At 39.1% G+C, this 18,699-nt stretch carries 9 protein-coding genes; 6 read left to right on the forward strand and 3 right to left on the reverse strand.

Going from position 1 to position 18,699, the window contains the following annotated elements; genetic code table 11:
• Window positions 1-143: 143 nt before the first annotated feature.
• Window positions 144-1,325 carry an acyltransferase gene (locus ACJ2A9_RS13550; RefSeq protein WP_441422207.1) on the reverse strand — a complete coding sequence of 394 codons (1,182 nt, stop codon included), beginning with the start codon at window positions 1,323-1,325 and terminating at the stop codon, window positions 144-146.
• Between the two features lie 465 nt (window positions 1,326-1,790).
• On the opposite strand from ACJ2A9_RS13550, the gene ACJ2A9_RS13555 reads away from it, so the two are divergent.
• The 4 genes from ACJ2A9_RS13555 to ACJ2A9_RS13570 all read left to right on the forward strand — a co-directional run bounded on the left by ACJ2A9_RS13555 (window position 1,791) and on the right by ACJ2A9_RS13570 (window position 10,709).
• Window positions 1,791-4,085: an S-layer homology domain-containing protein gene (locus tag ACJ2A9_RS13555; protein ID WP_441422208.1), complete on the forward strand. Its 2,295-nt coding sequence runs from the start codon at window positions 1,791-1,793 to the stop codon at window positions 4,083-4,085.
• Window positions 4,086-4,327: 242 nt separating this feature from the next.
• Window positions 4,328-6,583 carry a glycoside hydrolase family 3 N-terminal domain-containing protein gene (locus ACJ2A9_RS13560; protein ID WP_441422209.1) on the forward strand — a complete coding sequence of 752 codons (2,256 nt, stop codon included), beginning with the start codon at window positions 4,328-4,330 and terminating at the stop codon, window positions 6,581-6,583.
• A 375-nt stretch (window positions 6,584-6,958) separates the two neighbouring features.
• On the forward strand, window positions 6,959-8,638 hold the full coding sequence (locus tag ACJ2A9_RS13565) for an S-layer homology domain-containing protein (protein ID WP_441422210.1): 1,680 nt from the start codon (window positions 6,959-6,961) through the stop codon (window positions 8,636-8,638).
• Window positions 8,639-8,972: 334 nt separating this feature from the next.
• The gene (locus ACJ2A9_RS13570) at window positions 8,973-10,709 is read left to right on the forward strand and encodes an N-acetylmuramoyl-L-alanine amidase (protein ID WP_441422211.1); all 1,737 of its coding nucleotides are present in this window, start codon (window positions 8,973-8,975) and stop codon (window positions 10,707-10,709) included.
• 135 nt (window positions 10,710-10,844) lie between these two features.
• Here the strand turns inward: ACJ2A9_RS13570 and ACJ2A9_RS13575 are convergent, their stop codons facing one another.
• Both ACJ2A9_RS13575 and secA2 read right to left on the reverse strand, forming a co-directional pair.
• Complete coding sequence (locus ACJ2A9_RS13575; protein WP_441422212.1) at window positions 10,845-11,747, reverse strand: accessory Sec system S-layer assembly protein; 903 nt, start codon at window positions 11,745-11,747, stop codon at window positions 10,845-10,847.
• A 22-nt stretch (window positions 11,748-11,769) separates the two neighbouring features.
• Window positions 11,770-14,130, reverse strand: coding sequence for an accessory Sec system translocase SecA2 (gene secA2, locus ACJ2A9_RS13580; protein ID WP_441422213.1), 2,361 nt, complete (start codon window positions 14,128-14,130; stop codon window positions 11,770-11,772).
• A 348-nt stretch (window positions 14,131-14,478) separates the two neighbouring features.
• Here secA2 and ACJ2A9_RS13585 point away from each other — a divergent pair, with 348 nt between their 5' ends.
• Window positions 14,479-15,216, forward strand: coding sequence for a WecB/TagA/CpsF family glycosyltransferase (locus tag ACJ2A9_RS13585; protein ID WP_441422214.1), 738 nt, complete (start codon window positions 14,479-14,481; stop codon window positions 15,214-15,216).
• Entirely contained in the window at window positions 15,213-18,698 is a 3,486-nt protein-coding gene (locus ACJ2A9_RS13590; protein WP_441422215.1) for a DUF5693 family protein, read from the forward strand. Before ACJ2A9_RS13585 ends, ACJ2A9_RS13590 begins: the two co-directional genes overlap by 4 nt.
• Window position 18,699 lies beyond the last annotated feature (1 nt).

Raw genomic sequence — 18,699 nt, forward strand, 5'->3', positions numbered from 1 at the left:
TCAAATAGAGGCTCTCCTGTCCGCTAACTATATAAAAATGTATGAATTCCTGGAAATAAAGGCTCTCCTGTCCTTTTAAAAGAGTGCGTTGAAATTTCAACCAAAAACCCCAAGGTCTGTGATCAGGCCTTGGGGTTTCGTTATTACATACTTTGTGATTTTAATGGTGGTTCCTCATACTTCTGTTCAGCTTGCTTGTAATTGATCTTTTTCGGTGCAGAGCCGAAGATCACCCATGAATATTTAAAGTATTTCATCGTTAAACCAACGACAATCCATGAAATAAACAGGGCTGACGCATAACCGCCAACGACCCATAAATGATAAAGCATCGGATCACTAATCGGTTCCATTCGACGGTAATAGAATAGGACGAGTGGATGGAACAGATACACACCAAATGAAGTCACACCCAGGTGAATCATAATGTTAATGATTCGTGGTGACCACTTCGCATAAATCCAGAACGCGATCTGTAATAATACGATGGCTGACGTATACGTACTGATATTCCATAGAAGAGAGAATAGTTTCGTATCTGCATAAACCCCAGCTGAACGGGCCATATACCAAAGATAGACATGGTATGAGCCTGAGCCGATCCATGTGATCCATAATGGAAACCAGAATAGCGCTTTTTTTGTAAAAAGTTCTTCCTTACGCACTTTAAGCCAGCCTACAATACTATTGTAATAAATCCCAATGAATGCCCCCAAAAAGTAGTACGACATATAAGAGATTGCCAGACTTCCAGTTTGCGTGTACCCAAGATAGTAATGATTATATAAAACAAAGGCCCATTGCAAGGCAAAGCCAATCCAAATCGCATTTTTGGCGAGTACCGGGAATCTTTTGAACATCCAAAGTAACAGTGGAAACAAAAGATAAAACTGAATACTAATAAATACAAAGTACAGATGAGTATAGGCTTTCCCGGTTAATAGCTTCTCAGTAAAGTCTGAGATCATATAATCAAATGTGTAATGGCTATAGTAATAATGAACACGAAGCCAGTAATAAAAGACCGAGAACAATAGATAAGGAATGATAATATATAACAGTCTTTTTTTATAAAATCCAGTAACAAGCTTTTTGTCTAAAGGACGATTGTAGTAGTTATAAAATAAGACAAAACTACTTAAAAAGATAAATGTTGGTGTTCCATATTTAAAAAATATATTTAAAAAGTTATACATCGACCAATACGATGAACTGTGATCTAGCTCTCCGACAACAGAAGAGGTGGAGTGGACCATTAAGACCCCTAGAATAGCAAGTGTGCGCACAAGATAGATTTCATCGATTTGTCCACGCTTAGCTGCCATAGTAAAATCTCCTTTTATTTCAGACGTAAATTATAAACATCCCACTGTATGATAATACAGCTTATAGTACAAGAACACAAACCTATTTTATTAGGTTATTAGAGGAAAATCAGCTAAATATGACAAATTTCCATGCTTAGATAGATTAACGTTAGGATTCTTTCATTATGCGTAAATAGGGAGTTAATAATTAATAATTAACAATTAATAATTATTAGTTGAAAGTTACTGTTCTTCCGCGGCTTTACTTGCAAGATCTCGATAAAATCGAGATCCCCAACTATTAACTTTCAACTTTTCACTATTAAATACATTTCCTACTATTTTATCTATTTGTTATGTATCGTAGTTTGATATAATTAATATCTGTGCCAAACGACATTGTTATATAAAATTAACTTAAATATGACAATTTTTTTGATAGAGTAATAGGTAGACTGAATTGCTAGTGGGAGAGGATAAACATTGAAAAAAAGAAGAGAGCAACTAAGAAAAGCAGGGGTGTTAATGCTCATTACGTTTCTGGTCGCTTCCGTATTTAACGTAAGTGTCTTCGCAGGTGAAGCAAGCGCATCAACGAGCTTTGGGACGAAGAGCAAGAATGAACAAATTAAGATTTCAAATGGTGTAAATTACATAAGTGAGCAATATACAAATGATTCGTTAAAAAGAGTTGTGAACGTTCTTGATGTGAACTTGAATAACCCGAATACGAAATTAAAATTAGAGCCAGTACCACCGTTAAATCGATTAGTAACAACAACTAATCAAGCGTTAGCGAATAATCGTGAAGGACATCATGTCGTTGGGGCTGTGAATGCCTCGTTTTTCAGTTTTGCGACACAAATGCCTGTTAATCTAGTAATGCAAAACAATGAAATTATCAACTATGGCATTCTTTCTCCAACGAATGACGGACCAATCAATCAACCGTTTGCCTTTGGAATGAAAAATGGCAAGCCAATCATTGACAGGTTTGATGCCAAAGTAACCTACACTCATAATGGTCGGACGATTCCTGTGCATTCGATTAATACGGATCGTCAGGATACCGAGTTGGTTATTTTTACGCCGTCCCACCGTTTGCCGACGGTTGGACAAAATGCCAGCCAATGGGCAACTGAAATTGTTGTCACGAATGCTTCAAAAGATACAAAATCAATCTCTTTTGGTGATACAATTACCGGAACAGTCTCAGAGATTACAAGATTAGGAGAAGGAGCAAACTCAGTTATTCCTCAAGATGGGTTTGTTATCTCTGCAAATGGAAGAGCTTTAGCTGATCAGTTAGCAAACGTCAACGTAGGCGATAGCATCAGCATCTCAACAAGTATTGATGCAACGTGGCAGAATGCTGATTATATGATTGCAACAGGACCAACATTAGTACGAGACGGAAAAGTCTCGATTTCCATGAATGAAAACAGCAGCTTTGCAAAAAATCGTGAACCACGTACTGCGGTTGCGATAAATAAGGATGGAAGCCGTGTATTTTTAGTGACGATCGATGGACGTCAAAGCGGCTACAGTGATGGAGCGACTTTACGTCAATTTGCTGAGTATTTAATTAACCTAGGCGCAGACCGAGCGATTAACTTAGATGGCGGTGGCTCAACAACAATGGTTGCACGCCTTCCTGGTTATGGTTTTCCGACGATGATTAATAAGCCTTCTGATACGAGTGAGCGTCGAGTATCGACAACACTGCAAGTCATTGATACAACGCCTCCTGTTGTAGTGAATGATGTCGTTCGAACACTGGATACAATGGATGATGTCTCAAAGTGGCGTACCGAAACAGCCAGGGCAACAGCAAGCATTAGCAAAAGTGGTACGTATGAACCGGTTTATGAAGGAAAGCATTCATTAAAACTAAGCTATGACTTTACAAGTGGATCAACAGGTACGGCTGCTGCATACGCAACAAGAAGAACACCGGTAGTACTTCAAGGAAAACCGTTGCAAATCGGTGCTTGGGTATTTGGAGATGGAAACAAGCATTGGTTAAGAGGAAACGTGTATGATGCAAAAGGTCAGCGTCATACGATTGACTTTACAGCGGATGGAGGATTGGACTGGACAGGCTGGCGCTATGTTCGAGCCAACATTCCTGCAGAACTGGAAAGACCATTAACGTTTGACCGAATTTATATTGCTGAACCGAATGCGGCGAAACAAGGCAAAGGGGCGATTTATCTTGATCAGGTGCAAGCGATTTACAGCACATCCTATCATGTTAATCGCTACAAAGATGTAACTGAAAAACATTGGGCACGAACTTCAATTGAATATTTAAATGACAATGGCATTATTAATGGTTTCCATGATGGAACATTTAGACCAGATCAAAATATTACTCGTGAACAGGCAGCGATAATGCTTGTACGTGAATTAGGATTAAATACAAATAATCGTCCTGATCCAGGTTTTACTGATGTTTCAAAAACTTCATCGTCATATCCGATGATTGCTGCAGCAGCTGATGAAGGGCTGCTTAATGGAAAAGGAAAAGGACGTTTTGAACCACAAGCATCATTAACTCGTGCCGAATTGGCTGTTATTTTACAGCGTGCATACACCCTTCAAGGAGAAGGTACACGTAACTTTACTGATTTAGCAAAAACGCACTGGGCATATGATGCGATTCAGCAATTAGCGGCATCAGGCATTACGGTAGGGTATCCGGATAATACCTTCCGACCAAACAGAGCAATTAGTAGAGCGGAGTTTTCTGTGTTTATGCATAGGACGATTCAGTAATTTTTAGTTTAGAGTTTAGAGTGTAGAGTTTAGAGTTGTTTGTGGGTGGTTTCGGGGAGGTTTTTGAATGATTTTTCCGGTGGGAGCTTTCTCACGTTTCAGGGTTTTAGCATACTGGTTTAATATTAATGGGTTATCGCGGGTTGAATTGCGGTAGCCTTTTTTCCTTTTTTTAGAAGGTTATTATACTTTGCTGTGATACAATGGGATAAATACTTAGTTTAATAGAAAGGTAGTTTGATATGAAGTGGTTTAAATATAGTGTTCTAATGTTTTTGTTCGTTGCGCTTCTTATTAGTCCGCTTGGAAGTGTTACTGCTTCGCAGGAGAAGTTTACAGATTTACGCTGGTCACAGTGGGCGAAGGATAGTATTTATTATTTGTCAGACCGTGGGACGATTGCCGGGTATGGGAATGGCAGATTTGGTCCGAGTGATACAATTACAAGGGCTCAGGCTGTTACATACTTAGTTCGTGAATTGTATCCTGATGCAGTTGCTGGAAAGGACCTTTCTTATCAAGATGTTCCAAAGAGTCATTTCTTTTATAAAGAAATTGCAGTAGCAACAGAACAAGGAATAATCGGTGGATTTTCGGATGGAACGTTTCGTCCTAACTCACCAATCAGCCGAGCGGAAACGACGGCTATTTTAACCCGTGCCTATGATATTGCGAAAGGGAAGAACTCGAGCGATTTAATTGATATTGAGAAGCACTGGGCAAGAGACCCTATCCAATTGTTAGCTTCAAATAATCTTATTGGCGGATACACAGATAAAACATTTCGACCAAATCAAGCTGTGACAAGAGCGGAGTTTGCTGTTTTTTTAACAAGGGTGATTCAATATAAGCGGGCGAATGCCATAAAAAATGAAGATTGGGACAGCCTTCTTGATTACATGACAATAAATGAAAAAATCGGGCAAATGCTCATGCCGGACATTCGGATGTGGAACGGAAAAAATACGGTGGAAATGAATGAAGGAATCGCGAACTCATTGTCCGATTACAAGTTAGGTGGTTTAATTCTCTTTAATAAAAATATTACCGGTATTGAACAGTTAACTACATTCACACACCAACTGCAGCAAAAAACGGGTGATATTCCATTATTTATTTCAATAGATCAAGAGGGTGGAGTGATCCATCGCATTCCAAACGGAACGAACCTTCCAGGAAATATGGCACTGGGAGCAACGCAAAAGCCCGAATTGTCGTATCAAGCTGGAAAGGTGACAGCAGCTGAGCTTCACGCTTTAGGGATCAATGTCAATTTTGCACCTGTCCTTGATATTAATAATAACCCTGATAATCCGATAATTGGTATCCGTTCGTTCGGTGGAGATCCGCAGCTTGTTTCAGACATGGGCATCCAATTTATGAATGGCTTAAAAGCTGAAAAAGTAATTGCAACAGCGAAGCATTTTCCAGGTCACGGAGATACAACAGTAGACTCTCATCTTGGGCTGCCTGTTTTAGATCACGATTTAAAACGATTAAAAGAAGTAGAGCTAAAGCCGTTTGCAGCGGCAATTACGAATGGTCTCGATATGTTGATGACGGCTCATATCGCATTTCCGACGATTGAAAAGACAAAATTTACTTCCAAGAAAGATGGATCGTCGATTTTTATACCGGCAACGCTTTCTGAAAAAATCATAACTGGCCTATTAAGAAATGAAATGGGTTATGAAGGTATTGTCATTTCAGATGCCTTTACAATGAATGCGATCGCGGAGCACTTTGGTGAAGAGAAAGCTGTACAAATGGCAATTTCAGCAGGGGTAGATATAATTCTCATGCCAAATGATGTCGCAAAAGCGTTTCAAGCGGTGAGTACTGCGGTAAAAAATGGAGAGATATCGGAATCGAAGTTAGATCAATCAGTAAAGAGAATTCTCACAGTAAAGCATAACTATGGACTGTTTGATCAGCAAACTAATCTTAACGAAAAGCTTGAGAACGTAAAACATGTAGTTGGCTCAGCACAGCACCGTACTATTGAAAAAACGATATCCGAACATGCGATTACATTGATAAAAAATGATAGCCAACACCTGCCGTATAAGTTGAACAACGGCGATCACATTACAATCATAGCAGAACAGGCTAACCATGCTAACGTCATTAAACAACAGCTCTCTGACATGAACAAAAATATCTCAATCACTGCTATGACAATAGAAGAGTTTCAAAAAAATAAGCAGATCATTGAAAAATCTGATTTCACGATTCTAGCTACCTATCAATTCCGTACCAATCTCTTTGACCATCCATGGGCTAAAATTCAAACCGTCCTTAATGAATTAAATAAACAAGGAAAAGGATATGTGAACCTGTCCCTCGGGAATCCGTACGAGTTTATGTTTCTTGAAGGTGTTCAAACGAGTATCGCCAGTTACGGAGACAACGTGCCTAACATTAAAGCGAGCTTACGTGTTATTTTTGGAGAGATAGAGGCGAAAGGGAAACTACCAGTATTACTAAATAGTAAATAGATTTCTAATAATTAAGGTTCCTTCGAATAAGAGGGAACCTTTCACTAAGTTCAGCGACTGCTAAATTTTTTCTACTATAATAAATAGGAACTAGGAGGTTCATTTATCCTAATAATATTTCTTTCCTAGGAATTGTAACAAAACTTTAATCTATATAATGCTTATGTCCTCTAGCCTTTTTGAATGGTCATTTGTACAATAAGATAGGATGAGGAAAAAATGCTATATTTTACTAGAATAGTTGGATAAGAGGGGGTTTTGCTATAAGGTTTGAGATTGCACTATACATAAAGTAAGAACCATCCTATGGAATAAGTTTCATGAACGGGTGTATTAACAATAACTAAAAAAATTATTATTTAGGAGGGTTTTCCGTTGCGGAAGTTTCTTTTTTTTCTTATTGTACTTGGTCTATTAATCTCGCCATCTATGAATGTATTCGCCAGTGATGATTTGCAGGGGCATTCATTAGAGCAGGAGATGAGAGCAGTTATTGAGTTAGGAATTATTAAAGGGTATCGTGAAGGTGTCTATGCACCGAATGATGATGTGACCCGAGCGCAATTTGCGACATTTCTTGTGAGAGCGCTGAAATTGCCTAGTGGTACAGCAAATGTGGAGTTTACCGATGTTCCGAAGAATTATCTGTTGGCAGATGGCATTTACCGTGCTGCAGCTGCCGGGATTGTTGGCGGATATCCGAATCAGGAGTTTAAACCGGAACAGAAGATTAGCAGAGAGCAAATGGCAGTCATGATTGATCGCGCGCTGCAATACAAAAACATTAAACGTACACCAGTGCATCTATCGTTTACAGATACGACCAGTATTGCTCCGTCATTTAGACAATCAGTAGCTCACAATGCTTACTTCGGTATTATTCGTGGGAATCCAGCAGGGAATGGAAATTTCAAGTTTGAACCAAAACAAAATGCAACAAGAGCACATGCTGCAGCATTCATTAACCGTATGTTAACGGTCATTGACACGAACGGCGAAAGAGTGGTTAATTATCAAATCGCCAATGTTTCGAGTACTGGTCAAGTCTCATTTAAGCCAGAGCAATACATGACGTACAATGATGCAGTCAGCGCAATGGCAGATAACCAGGTGCTTTTCTTAGGACAGGACGTTGTTAAAATGAATGGTGGTATTGCTGCCGCTGCACCACCCCAAGGCCAATTTATCGTCATTATTTATGAAGCAGATATGAAGAAGCAGCTTACTTATGTCGTAGCAGGTACTGAATTACGATATCTGGATGCTGATGAAAACAAGGTTAAAGTTCAAATCGCAGATACGATCGGTTATGTGAAGCAGAATGATGTTCAATTAAAGCCTTCAGCAATGCTTACAGGACGCTCTTATTATCGCAATGTGAACAATGAACTCGTTCATTATGTCTATAACCCATTAACAGAAAAATACGTGAGCTATATCATGGGACCAGCACCGTCGTTTTTAAAGGAAAATACAAACTACTATAGCTGGGATGGGAAGAATTACTTTTCAGCTGATGGGGTAAAAGTTGGGGAAGAGGTTCAATTCTTTAACCGTATCTCACTTCGAACGAAAAGTAACTATACAGCTGAACAATTAAATGAATATGTGGCAGCTATGAAACCGGAAAGTCCGTTAAAAGAGTTAGGGCATGCCTTTAAAGAAGCAGAGGAAAAGTATAATGTGAACGCTCTGTATTTATTAGGTAAGGCAATTCATGAAAGTAACTGGGGCTTAAGTGAAATTGCGCAGACGAAAAAGAATTTATTCGGTATACGTGCAACAGACAGCGATCCGCTTCGTAATGCTGAGGAATTCAAAACATTTGCTGAATGTATCGATTATCTAGCAAACTATGTATCTCAACGCTACATGACAGAAGGAGGCTGGTTCTTCAACGGCGCAGTCCTTGGTGACAAAGGAATCGGCTTAAACGTCAACTACGCATCTGATCCATACTGGGGTCAAAAAATCGCCGGCCACATGTACCGTGTTGATAAGCACCTTGGGCAATTGGATTCTAAGGATGCGAAGATTGTGAGTACGATTAAGTGATAGTTTAGAGTGTAGAGTTTAGAGTTGTAAAAGATTCTCGAGTAGATCTAATTCTAAAATCCAAAAAACTATCTATATCTCAAAAGCTCTTAATCTCAAATTATGAGATTAAGAGCTTTTTTGAATTTTATTCACACTGATTTTACAAGTTACACCGAAGCAATACCCCAACCAACTCTACACTCTACACTCTAAACTAAATGACTTTTTCCCATCCTTTTCCCCATTTTCGTTCAATAAAGGTCTAATATATGGTATATTTTTCATAAATAGTCTAATAATCTCGAAGACTAGTGTTGTAGTGTTAAAAATAAGAGAAAAAGGAGGTTTTTTTGTGTCTCAGAATCGCTTATTTATAGCGAGCATTTTTATGGTCTTCTTTGTGCTTTTTCTCGTGCAACCGGTTTCAGCTAGTGCTGCGCAAGAGGGGACGATTACAAGCAACAATGTTAACGTTCGGGCAGAGGCTTCGACGAGTTCAGAAATTCTTGGGAAGCTGAATTCAGGAGCGAAAGTAACGATTACTGGGGAGTCTGGCAGTTGGGTAAAAATTTCATATAACAACCGCACTGCTTATGTACATGCTGATTTTGTCAGAAAATCAACTCCACAGCAGTCATCACCTTCGAACCAGTCATCAACAGGGACAACAATTATTGTCAATGGCAATAAACTCTCATTAGCTATTGAACCGCCAATGGAAAGCAATCATATTCTTGTTCCATTTCGGGCAATAGGCGAGGCGTTAGGGATTGATGTGAAGTGGAATCAGTCATTAAAACAAGTGAATGCTAACGATCGAGGTAAGAAAGTACTTTTTACAATCAATCAAGAAAAGACAATAGTAAATAATCAAACGATTGATGTAAAGCCTGCTCCAAAAATAATTCGTAATCATACGGTGATCCCACTTCGTTTTTTTGCTGAAACGTTTGGAGCAAATGTTAATTGGGACCAGAAGTCAAAAACTGTTACGATTCAACGAACAGCTGTAGAAAGTGAGCAAGGTCCTAATACACCACCGACGCAAATTTCTCAGGAAGATAATTTCGTTGGTATTGTAGAATCGACTACGCTGAATGTACGCTCAGGTGCAGGAACAAGCCATAGTCTTGTTACAACACTAAATAAAGGTGATCAAGTAGTTATTGAGGCTATTCAAGGCAATTGGGTAAAAGTGAAAACGAGCAACCATACTGGCTTTGTTCATTCTTATTATTTAGATGTGTATAAAGATGGTGAAAGATCTCCACTATTAAGTGGACCACAGCTAAATCGTGACGTTCTGACTTGGAGCAAAATTGGTAAAGTAAATAGCTCTCATACTGCAACTGGAAACACAATTGAAATCAAGACATCTGCTAAAGAAGTAGAAGAGTGGACGGGAACTCATCCAGCAATTGAGCGTGTAACATATACGAAGACTAGCACAGGTACGACAATCAACCTATACATAAAACAGGGCTTTAGCTTTAACGCTACCCATACAACTGAGAGTTTAACAATTGCACTTCTTGCCCAAGGTCAGGGAAGCAAAACGATTGTCATTGACCCAGGTCATGGTGGAAAAGACCCCGGAGCTGTCGCATTTGGATTACAGGAAAAAGATATTGTCCTTGATGTCGGCTTACGCGTCCAAAAGTTGTTAAAAGATACTGATCTCAACGTTATCATGACAAGATCGACTGATGTGTTTTTAACATTAGATGAACGTGTAAAAGTGGGTGAGGCAGCAAAAGCTGATGCGTTTGTAAGCATCCATACAAATGGAGCTGAAAATAAGGCGGCTAATGGGACAGAGACCTACTGGGATTCAAAAAATAGTAGTGAGCAAAGTAAACAGCTAGCTGAAAAAATCCAAAAGAAACTACTAGCAAAGCTCGGAACAAATGACCGTGGTGTAAAACAAGCAGGCTTTCATGTCATCCGTAATTCCAAAATGCCAAGTGTTCTTATCGAACTCGGATTTACAACAAACGAAGCTGAAGCAAACCGCATGAAAACCGACGACTTCAGACAAAAGTCCGCAGAGGCGATTGTTGAAGGGATTAAGGAGTTTTACGGGAAGTAACACCAATTAATAATTAATAATTTAGAATTGGTGATGGTTCTTCGAAGTCTGTACGTTAGATGAGTCGTTTAGAAAATAGAAAAAACACTGCAGTTATTCATAGTGAATGAATCTGCAGTGTTTTTTATTATATATCTATTCTTGCGGGCTGAAGGCTTTCCATCTGCTTAAGTCAGGATCTTGTTTTAATACGAGTGACTTTGGATAGATGAATGTCCAAGGCTTACTTGTATTTGCTTTGACTGAGAAGTTCTCAAGCTTAAATCCGCCTTTGGCAATGATCTCGCCAGTCGCATCCTGAACGTGCAGTGGCAGCTGTTCGATATTCACGTTTTTCTCGCTTCCGTTTCGAATAAGCATTGTTACGTGAAGATCGCCGTTTTCTTTTTGCGATGCTTGAAGACCCATGAAGTTTACTTCACCAGCATTCGGTGGAGTTAACGACTTAACTAGGTCTTTTAATTTTGTTTTATCTGCTTTTGATAATGCTTTTTTCCAATTAGGATCAAGATCTAACGCATGTTCCTTTGGTGCTTCTGCTGTAAGATTGAAGGCTAACTTCCAGCCTTCAGAAGGAATTTCTGTTGTAAATAAATCCTTATCAGTGAAGTAGAAGTGCCAAGGGCGGCTGCTTCTTGCCGGGATCTCGCCTAGTTCTGAAAGCTGAAATACTTTACGGCCTAAAATTTTATCATCAGGGCCAAGTAGAACGAGTGACGTTTCCTCTAAAGTGATTGCCTTATCAAGACTGTTCCGGACAAAGGCATTCACTCGAATAAGGTCGCCTTCATTCATGATATTAATTCCATAAAGTGATAGTTGATTCGGCTGTAATGGCGGGCATTCTTGATTTAAAAATTGGAATGCATACATATCCTCTTTATTAATGTTCCATGATGGATGGATCGATAGCTCCGTATATACCTCTTCTTCTTCAGTCGCAGTTTCCTCTTTAATTAGCTCTTTCGATTGTACTGTACTTTCATTCCCCTCAAGTGTCGGCTTTTCACCGTCTTTCTTTCTAAAAAAAGATAACATGCAGGGTCCCCCTTAACTATAATTATTGCTCTAATGTTGGTTTAATAATATTTGCTAAATGCACACTAACCTGTCTCTCTAATGAAGCATACATTTTTTGGAATAGTTCGAAGCTTTCTCTTTGATAAATTCGCATTGGATCTTCTTGACTGTAACTTCTAAGGCCAATCCCTTCCTTTAAACGAGTCATGTCTTCAATATGTGATAGCCAGCGTGTATCAATTGTCATAAGCAGTAATTGCTTTGCCTTTAACAGAACATCTTCGTTATCACTATATTGCTTCAAAAATTCAATGTATTGCTCTGTTTGTTGTTCAACCAGTTCTTTAACTTCCTTACGCTCTTCAATTTCAACTCCTTCAAAGGATACTTCGTGGTTTAGAAGGATTTGATTTAGGTTAGCTGTAAGATCAGATAGGTTCCATTCTTCAGGAAGTAGTTCATCAGCGCAATATTGAGTAACGAGCTCATTTGTACTTGATTTCACCATCGGTAAAATATGCTCAAGAACATTGTCAGTGTCAACGGCCTTATTTCTAAGATCATAAATAATATTACGTTGCTCATTGACGATATCATCTAGGTTTAATGTGTATTCACGTGCTGCGTAGTTACTATCCTCGCACATCCGCTGTACACGGTCAACAAATTCATGGGCTTCTTTATTTTGAATGAGTCCAGTTTCGTCAGTTGTCAGTGTTTCCTGCCATTTTTCAACGTCTTCTTTGGCAAAGCGAAGCATCATCTCATCTTCTATTGAAATGAAAAACTGTGTAGAACCAGGGTCACCTTGACGACCAGAACGACCTTTTAACTGGTTATCAATACGGCGGCTTTCATGACGTTCAGTACCGAGAACATGAAGTCCGCCTAATTCAGCTACTCCTTCACCTAATTTAATGTCAGTACCTCGTCCAGCCATATTTGTTGCGATTGTAATTTGTCCTTTTTGCCCTGCTTGAGAGATTAATCTGACTTCATTTTCTACGCTTTTTGCGTTAAGTAATTCATAGGATAAGCCTGCTTTATCAAGATACTCTGCGACCATTTCAGATTGGATGATCGAAGTAGTACCGACTAAAATTGGTTGGCCAGTCTTGTGACGTTTTTCAACTTCCTTTGTCACTGCAGTATATTTTTGATCAATCGTTTTGAAGATGTTATCAGCGAAATCTTCACGAATTTTCGGTTTGTTCGTAGGGATTTGAATAACATCCATTCCGTAGAGCATTTGAAATTCTTTTTCTTCCGTCTTAGCTGTTCCAGTCATTCCTGAAAGAGTAGGGTACATCCGGAAATAGTTTTGAATTGTAACAACCGCTTGTGCCTTATTCTCTTCAGTAATTTGAAGACCTTCTTTTGCCTCAAGTGCTTGGTGAAGGCCATCACTGAATGTACGTCCTTCCATAATTCGGCCAGTAAACATATCAACAAGCTGAATTTCGCCCTTTTTGACAATGTAATCAACATCAAGACGGAACATCACATGTGCCCGTAACGCTTGCAGGACAAAATGGAAAAGAGTTTGATGTTCTAAATCGTACAAATTATCAATACCAAACGCTCTTTCTACCTTTGTGATGGCTTCATCTGTTAAGTTTGTTGATTTCGTAATTCGATCGTAAAGATAATCTCTTTCCTCTTTAAAGCTTTTTGCCAGCCTAGCACAAATATGATACAAATTAGGGTTAACTGGTGTCTTCCCCGCAATAATAAGAGGTGTCTTCGCTTCATCAATAAGGACACTGTCTATTTCATCGATAATTGCAAAGTGGTATGGACGCTGTCTAACACGCTGACTTTTATTGTAAACCATGTTGTCTCTCAAAAAGTCGAAACCAAACTCATTACCAACACCATACGTAATATCAGCATTATATGCCGCCTGCTTCTCTTCAGGAGAAGTTTGAGGGATGTTTAATCCGACTGTAAGGCCTAAAAATTCGTGAACTTGTCCGATCATATCACGGTCACGCTTTGCTAAATACTCATTAACTGTAATAACATGAACGCCTTTGCCTTCAAGAGCACGGAGGTAACTCGGTAATGAGGCAACAAGGGTTTTTCCTTCACCAGTCGCCATTTCAGGAATGTCACCGTCATTTAACGTCAAGCCTCCTAGAAGCTGAACATCATAATGACGTTGGCCAAGCACACGCTTTGCGGCCTCTCTAACGACAGCAAATGCTTCTGCCTTTATATCATCAACAGACTTTCCATTCGCAAGCTGTTCTTTAAAAAATGCTGTTTTATTACGAAGCTCTTCATCTGAAAGCTTTTCAATTTCTGGCTCTAATTTATTAACTTGATCAACAACCTTCTGATACTTCTTCAATCGCCGTTGCTGTTCATCGCCAATTAACTTTTTAACATAAGTGAGCATAATATTCTCTCCTTAAACTTCCCATAAAAATTCACATCATTATGTAGTATATCATAAAATGAAAACCTGTTTGTCAAGTAGACCAGCGTAAAATATTGTAAAAAAATGAAAAGATAGTTTAGAGTTTAGAGTGTAGAGTTTAGAGTTGTTTGAAAGCATCTTCGAGAAGTTTTTTAAAAAAATGTTATATTTATTATTTTTTACAAAGAATTTCAACGATGATCTACCCCACACCAACTCTAAACTCTAAACTCTACACTCTAAACTTAAAAGTAAAACCGTTTCATTTCGACATTATTTTTGATATGATTTGATAGGACTATAATATGAACTAAGATGGTGATTTTTGTGTCATTTGATAAGGTATCAATACTAGGTGTTGATTTTGTGAATACAACACTTGATGGGATGGTTCAGCGATTAACGACTCATATTAATAATGAAGAAAAAGCGTTTGTTGTGACGGCAAATCCGGAAATTGCTCTTCATGCGTATCAGGACAAAGGCTATAAGGATATTCTTGATCGAGCTACATATATTACCGCTGATGGAATTGGTGTTGTGAAAGCGGCTGGAATGTTAGGACAAGAATTGCCAGAACGTGTTACTGGTTTTGATATGTTTATGAAGCTGTTAGCGATGGCCAATGAACATGGTCGCTCGATTTATTTATTAGGTGCAAAAGATGAAGTGCTGCAGAAAGCAAAAGCGGAAGTGGCGTCTAAGTTCCCGAATGTCAAGATTGTTGGCTCTCATCATGGCTACTTCCAACTGGATGATGAATCCATTGCCAATGAAATCCGTGAGCTTCAGCCTGATTTTGTGTTTGTCGCACTTGGATTTCCAAGACAAGAACAATGGATCGATAAGTACTTTCCGACCTTTACGAAAGGTGTATTTATGGGGATAGGCGGAAGCTTCGATGTTCTTGCCGGGACGGTGAATCGTGCTCCGGAAATTTGGCAAAAATTAAATGTTGAATGGTTATACCGACTTTTACAGCAGCCTTCAAGGTGGAAGCGGATGTTAGCTCTGCCTCATTTTGTTGTAAAAGTGATGCAACAGAAAGTTAAGGGTCAACGATGAGTCAAACATTTGTAAAAGGTGCTTTATTTATTACGGTTGCGACATTGGTGTCAAAAATATTAGGAAGTATTTTTCGAATTCCGCTGCAAAATATTGCCGGCGATGAAGTACTCGGTATTTTTACACTAGTTTACCCTGTTTATATGGCGATATTAATCATTTCGGTTGCGGGCATACCGATTGCCATTTCAAAGCTAATTTCAGAGGCAAGGGTCGCGAAAAAGGAAGGCGATATCCGTGATATTTTTGTTACGGCAGGAATTCTTGCCTTTGCCTTTGGCTGTCTTAGCTTTGTTTTGTTGTTTAGCTTCTCCGGACAAATTGCTCACGTTCTAGGTGGAACGTATGCGATGTATTCGATTATTGTCGTTTCGTTTACACTATTAATTGCCCCGTATATGGCGGTGTACCGGGGATTTTTCCAAGGCTTTGACAATATGAAGCCAACTGCTTTTTCACAAGTACTTGAACAGTTCGTTCGAGTTGGACTTATTTTAATTATTGCATTTTATTTAGTTTATCTTCAGTACAGTTCAGAAATCGTCGCCGCTGGGGTCATGGTCGGTTCGTCTATCGGAGCGCTAAGCTCGCTTGTTTATTTACGCTGGCTATTTATCCGCTCAGCAGTTCGGCCGCGTTCTGAACAAAAATATCAGTTTGCAACATTTAAGCAATGGAGTAAAAAGATTTTAATTCTTTCGATTCCAATTTGTGTCGGGGCATTAACGATGGCACTGTTAAATATCGTTGACTCGTTAACGATCCCGCTTCAATTTAGAGCGATTGGATATGTCGGGGAAGAGATCACGTATTTATATGGTATATATGGACGTGGACTTGCTCTCGTTCAAATAGCCGTCGTGTTTGCGAGTGCATTGATTTTACCGTTAATTCCATTAATTACAGCCGCATTGGCGAAAAATGAGATTACGAAAACAAAAGGGATTATTGAGCGCGCACTTAAATTTACACACTTAACGTCATGGCCTGCAGCACTCGGACTTGTGGCCTTAACATTGCCGATTAACTTGGCACTTTTTAAAGATTTAGAGGGAAATACGGTTCTTGCGATTATTTCATTTAGTGCCTTATTTACATCCATGTCCGTTTTGACAACGGGAATTCTTCAAGGAATGAATCGTTCCAATCAGGCAGCAATCATTGTTTTGATTAGTGCGATTGTAAAAGTGGTGCTAAATATTGTCCTCGTTCGTCTATATGGACTTGAAGGGGCGGCTATTTCGACGCTCGTTACGTATATGGTGTTAACAGGATTAAACTTAATGATGATCAATAAAGCAATTCCGTTTAAGGTTGTTACGCGTGAAGCAGCAGTCTTTAGTTTTGCCAGTATTGTGATGGGGATAGTCATCGTTGCTCCGTTACTTTTTACATCGGTATACGAATGGACAAGATGGATGGCACTGGTGTACGTGGCTGTTATGATTGCTGTGGGCGGATTGATTTATACTGTTCTTATTTTTGTATGTAAAGGGTTAACGAAAGAAGAGTTGATTGATTTTCCAGTGATCGGAAAATTTTTAGCAAAACCAATGCCAAAGGGTGGAGAAACAGCACCAGCTCAGGTGAAACAGAAAGGAAGAAATCCTAAAATGAGAAAAGGACTTTTGGCAGTATTGATTCTATCAATACTACTTAGTTCCCCGTATTTATATAACAGAGTGACTACAGAAATGGGGAATAATACGTATGAACTCATCGTTCCATACTCAAGCATTCAAGAGATGACGAATATTAATGTCGATAAAGACTTGGTTTATGGAACGTTAAAAGAAGCTGGACTACACTCGATTGGCTTAGAGCCGTTAACAATGCTTGATTTACGTAATCAAAATGTAGTAAGCATGCTGTCAAAGCAGGACGTCTTAGAATTATTAGCCTTTTCAGATGATCGCCTGATGATCCCAGAGGAATATGGCCGCTTTCTACTGATTCATGATGAAGACCATCCAATGCTAGAAAATATTCAGGATGTGTTCTCCGATAAATTAGAGATTTACGAATGGGAAAATCGAACATTTTACTTTATTAAGGAAGGTTATAGCAACTTATTGCCGCTAGGTTTTGATTTTAATATTGTAAGTGACATTACTCGTCACGGCTTAGCGATTGTCCCAAGAATTCCGAACTCGATTGATGACCGAAATGACTTTATTTTTAATGAGTTAAATGAACTGCGGGCTTATGGGGATAAGATTTTATTCTTAGGTACCGAGGTTGTTGGATTCCCTGCTGTTAATGAGATTAGAAGGATGTCCGACTACTTCGATCATCATGACTACACAGTAACATCAATTGAATTTGCGGATCAGAAGGGGATGGCAAGCTTATCGACGTTCCAAAATCACGAAATTGTCCGTCTGCACAGTATTGAGCTTGGAAAAGCAAATCCTGCAGATCAAGTGAATGTTGAGCGAATTACAAGAGGACTTAAAGAACGAAATATTCGTGCAGTCTATTTAAATATTTTAAGTTCATATGAGGTTTATGAAAGTGCAGAGCAGGCGATCGCAACATTAGAAGGAACGGCCGAGCTCATCCAAGCTGTTCATGCGCAAAACCCAGTCTCGATGCAACCAGGAAGCGCTGGTCCTTTTGATGTGTTAAAACAGCCATTTTTATTAAAAGCTCTTGTCCTGCTTGGAGCAACAGCATTTGTAGGATTAATGACAAGTATCATTTTACCGAGACTAACGAAGCTCGCGATCGGTGGTACAGCTCTTGTAGCATTATTACAGCTTGCCACAGGAAATACGGCATTATTGAAGTTAATTGCTCTCTTTGTAGCTGTAGTTACACCAGTATTTGCCGTGTTATCTGTGAGAGAGATTAACAATGTAAAGCAAATGATACTCCAATATGTGAAGGCGATTGCTATTGGGTTAATCGGTGTGTGGGTCGTTGTCGGCTTATTATACGGCACGGAATTCCTAGTGAAAATCAACGCCTTTACCGGGGTAAAAGCGTTAGCAGTTCTGCCAATTGTGATTGGTGTGTTTCTCTTGTTTATAAGCCACATTAGAACTGTGTTAATGTATGCTGTTCGTTACTGGCACATTGCCATTCTAGGGATTGTAGGAGTTATTCTCCTTTATTATGTAACACGAACAGGGAATGCAGGTGTTACCCTGCCATACGAAAATGCCTTTAGACAAATGCTAGAAAATGTCTTTTATGTCCGACCGAGAACAACAGAATTCTTAATTGGATTCCCGTTATTCTTCTTAGGACTATACCTGACAATGAAAAAGAAAAAGTATGCACCGATCTTTATGGTCTTTGGTTTTATCGCGTTATCGTCAATGGTTAGTACGTTTACACATTTACACACACCATTATTTATTTCGGTACTGAGAACGGTATACAGTACAATCATTGGGGCTGGTATCGGTGTCATCTACATCTTGGTCCACAATCTAATCGAGGGTAAGATTGTTCCTTTAATTAAAGCGAGGTGGTAAC

The sequence above is a fragment of the Anaerobacillus sp. MEB173 genome (assembly GCF_052119505.1).
In the GTDB taxonomy this organism is placed as follows: Bacteria; Bacillota; Bacilli; order Bacillales; family JBJMAU01; genus JBJMAU01.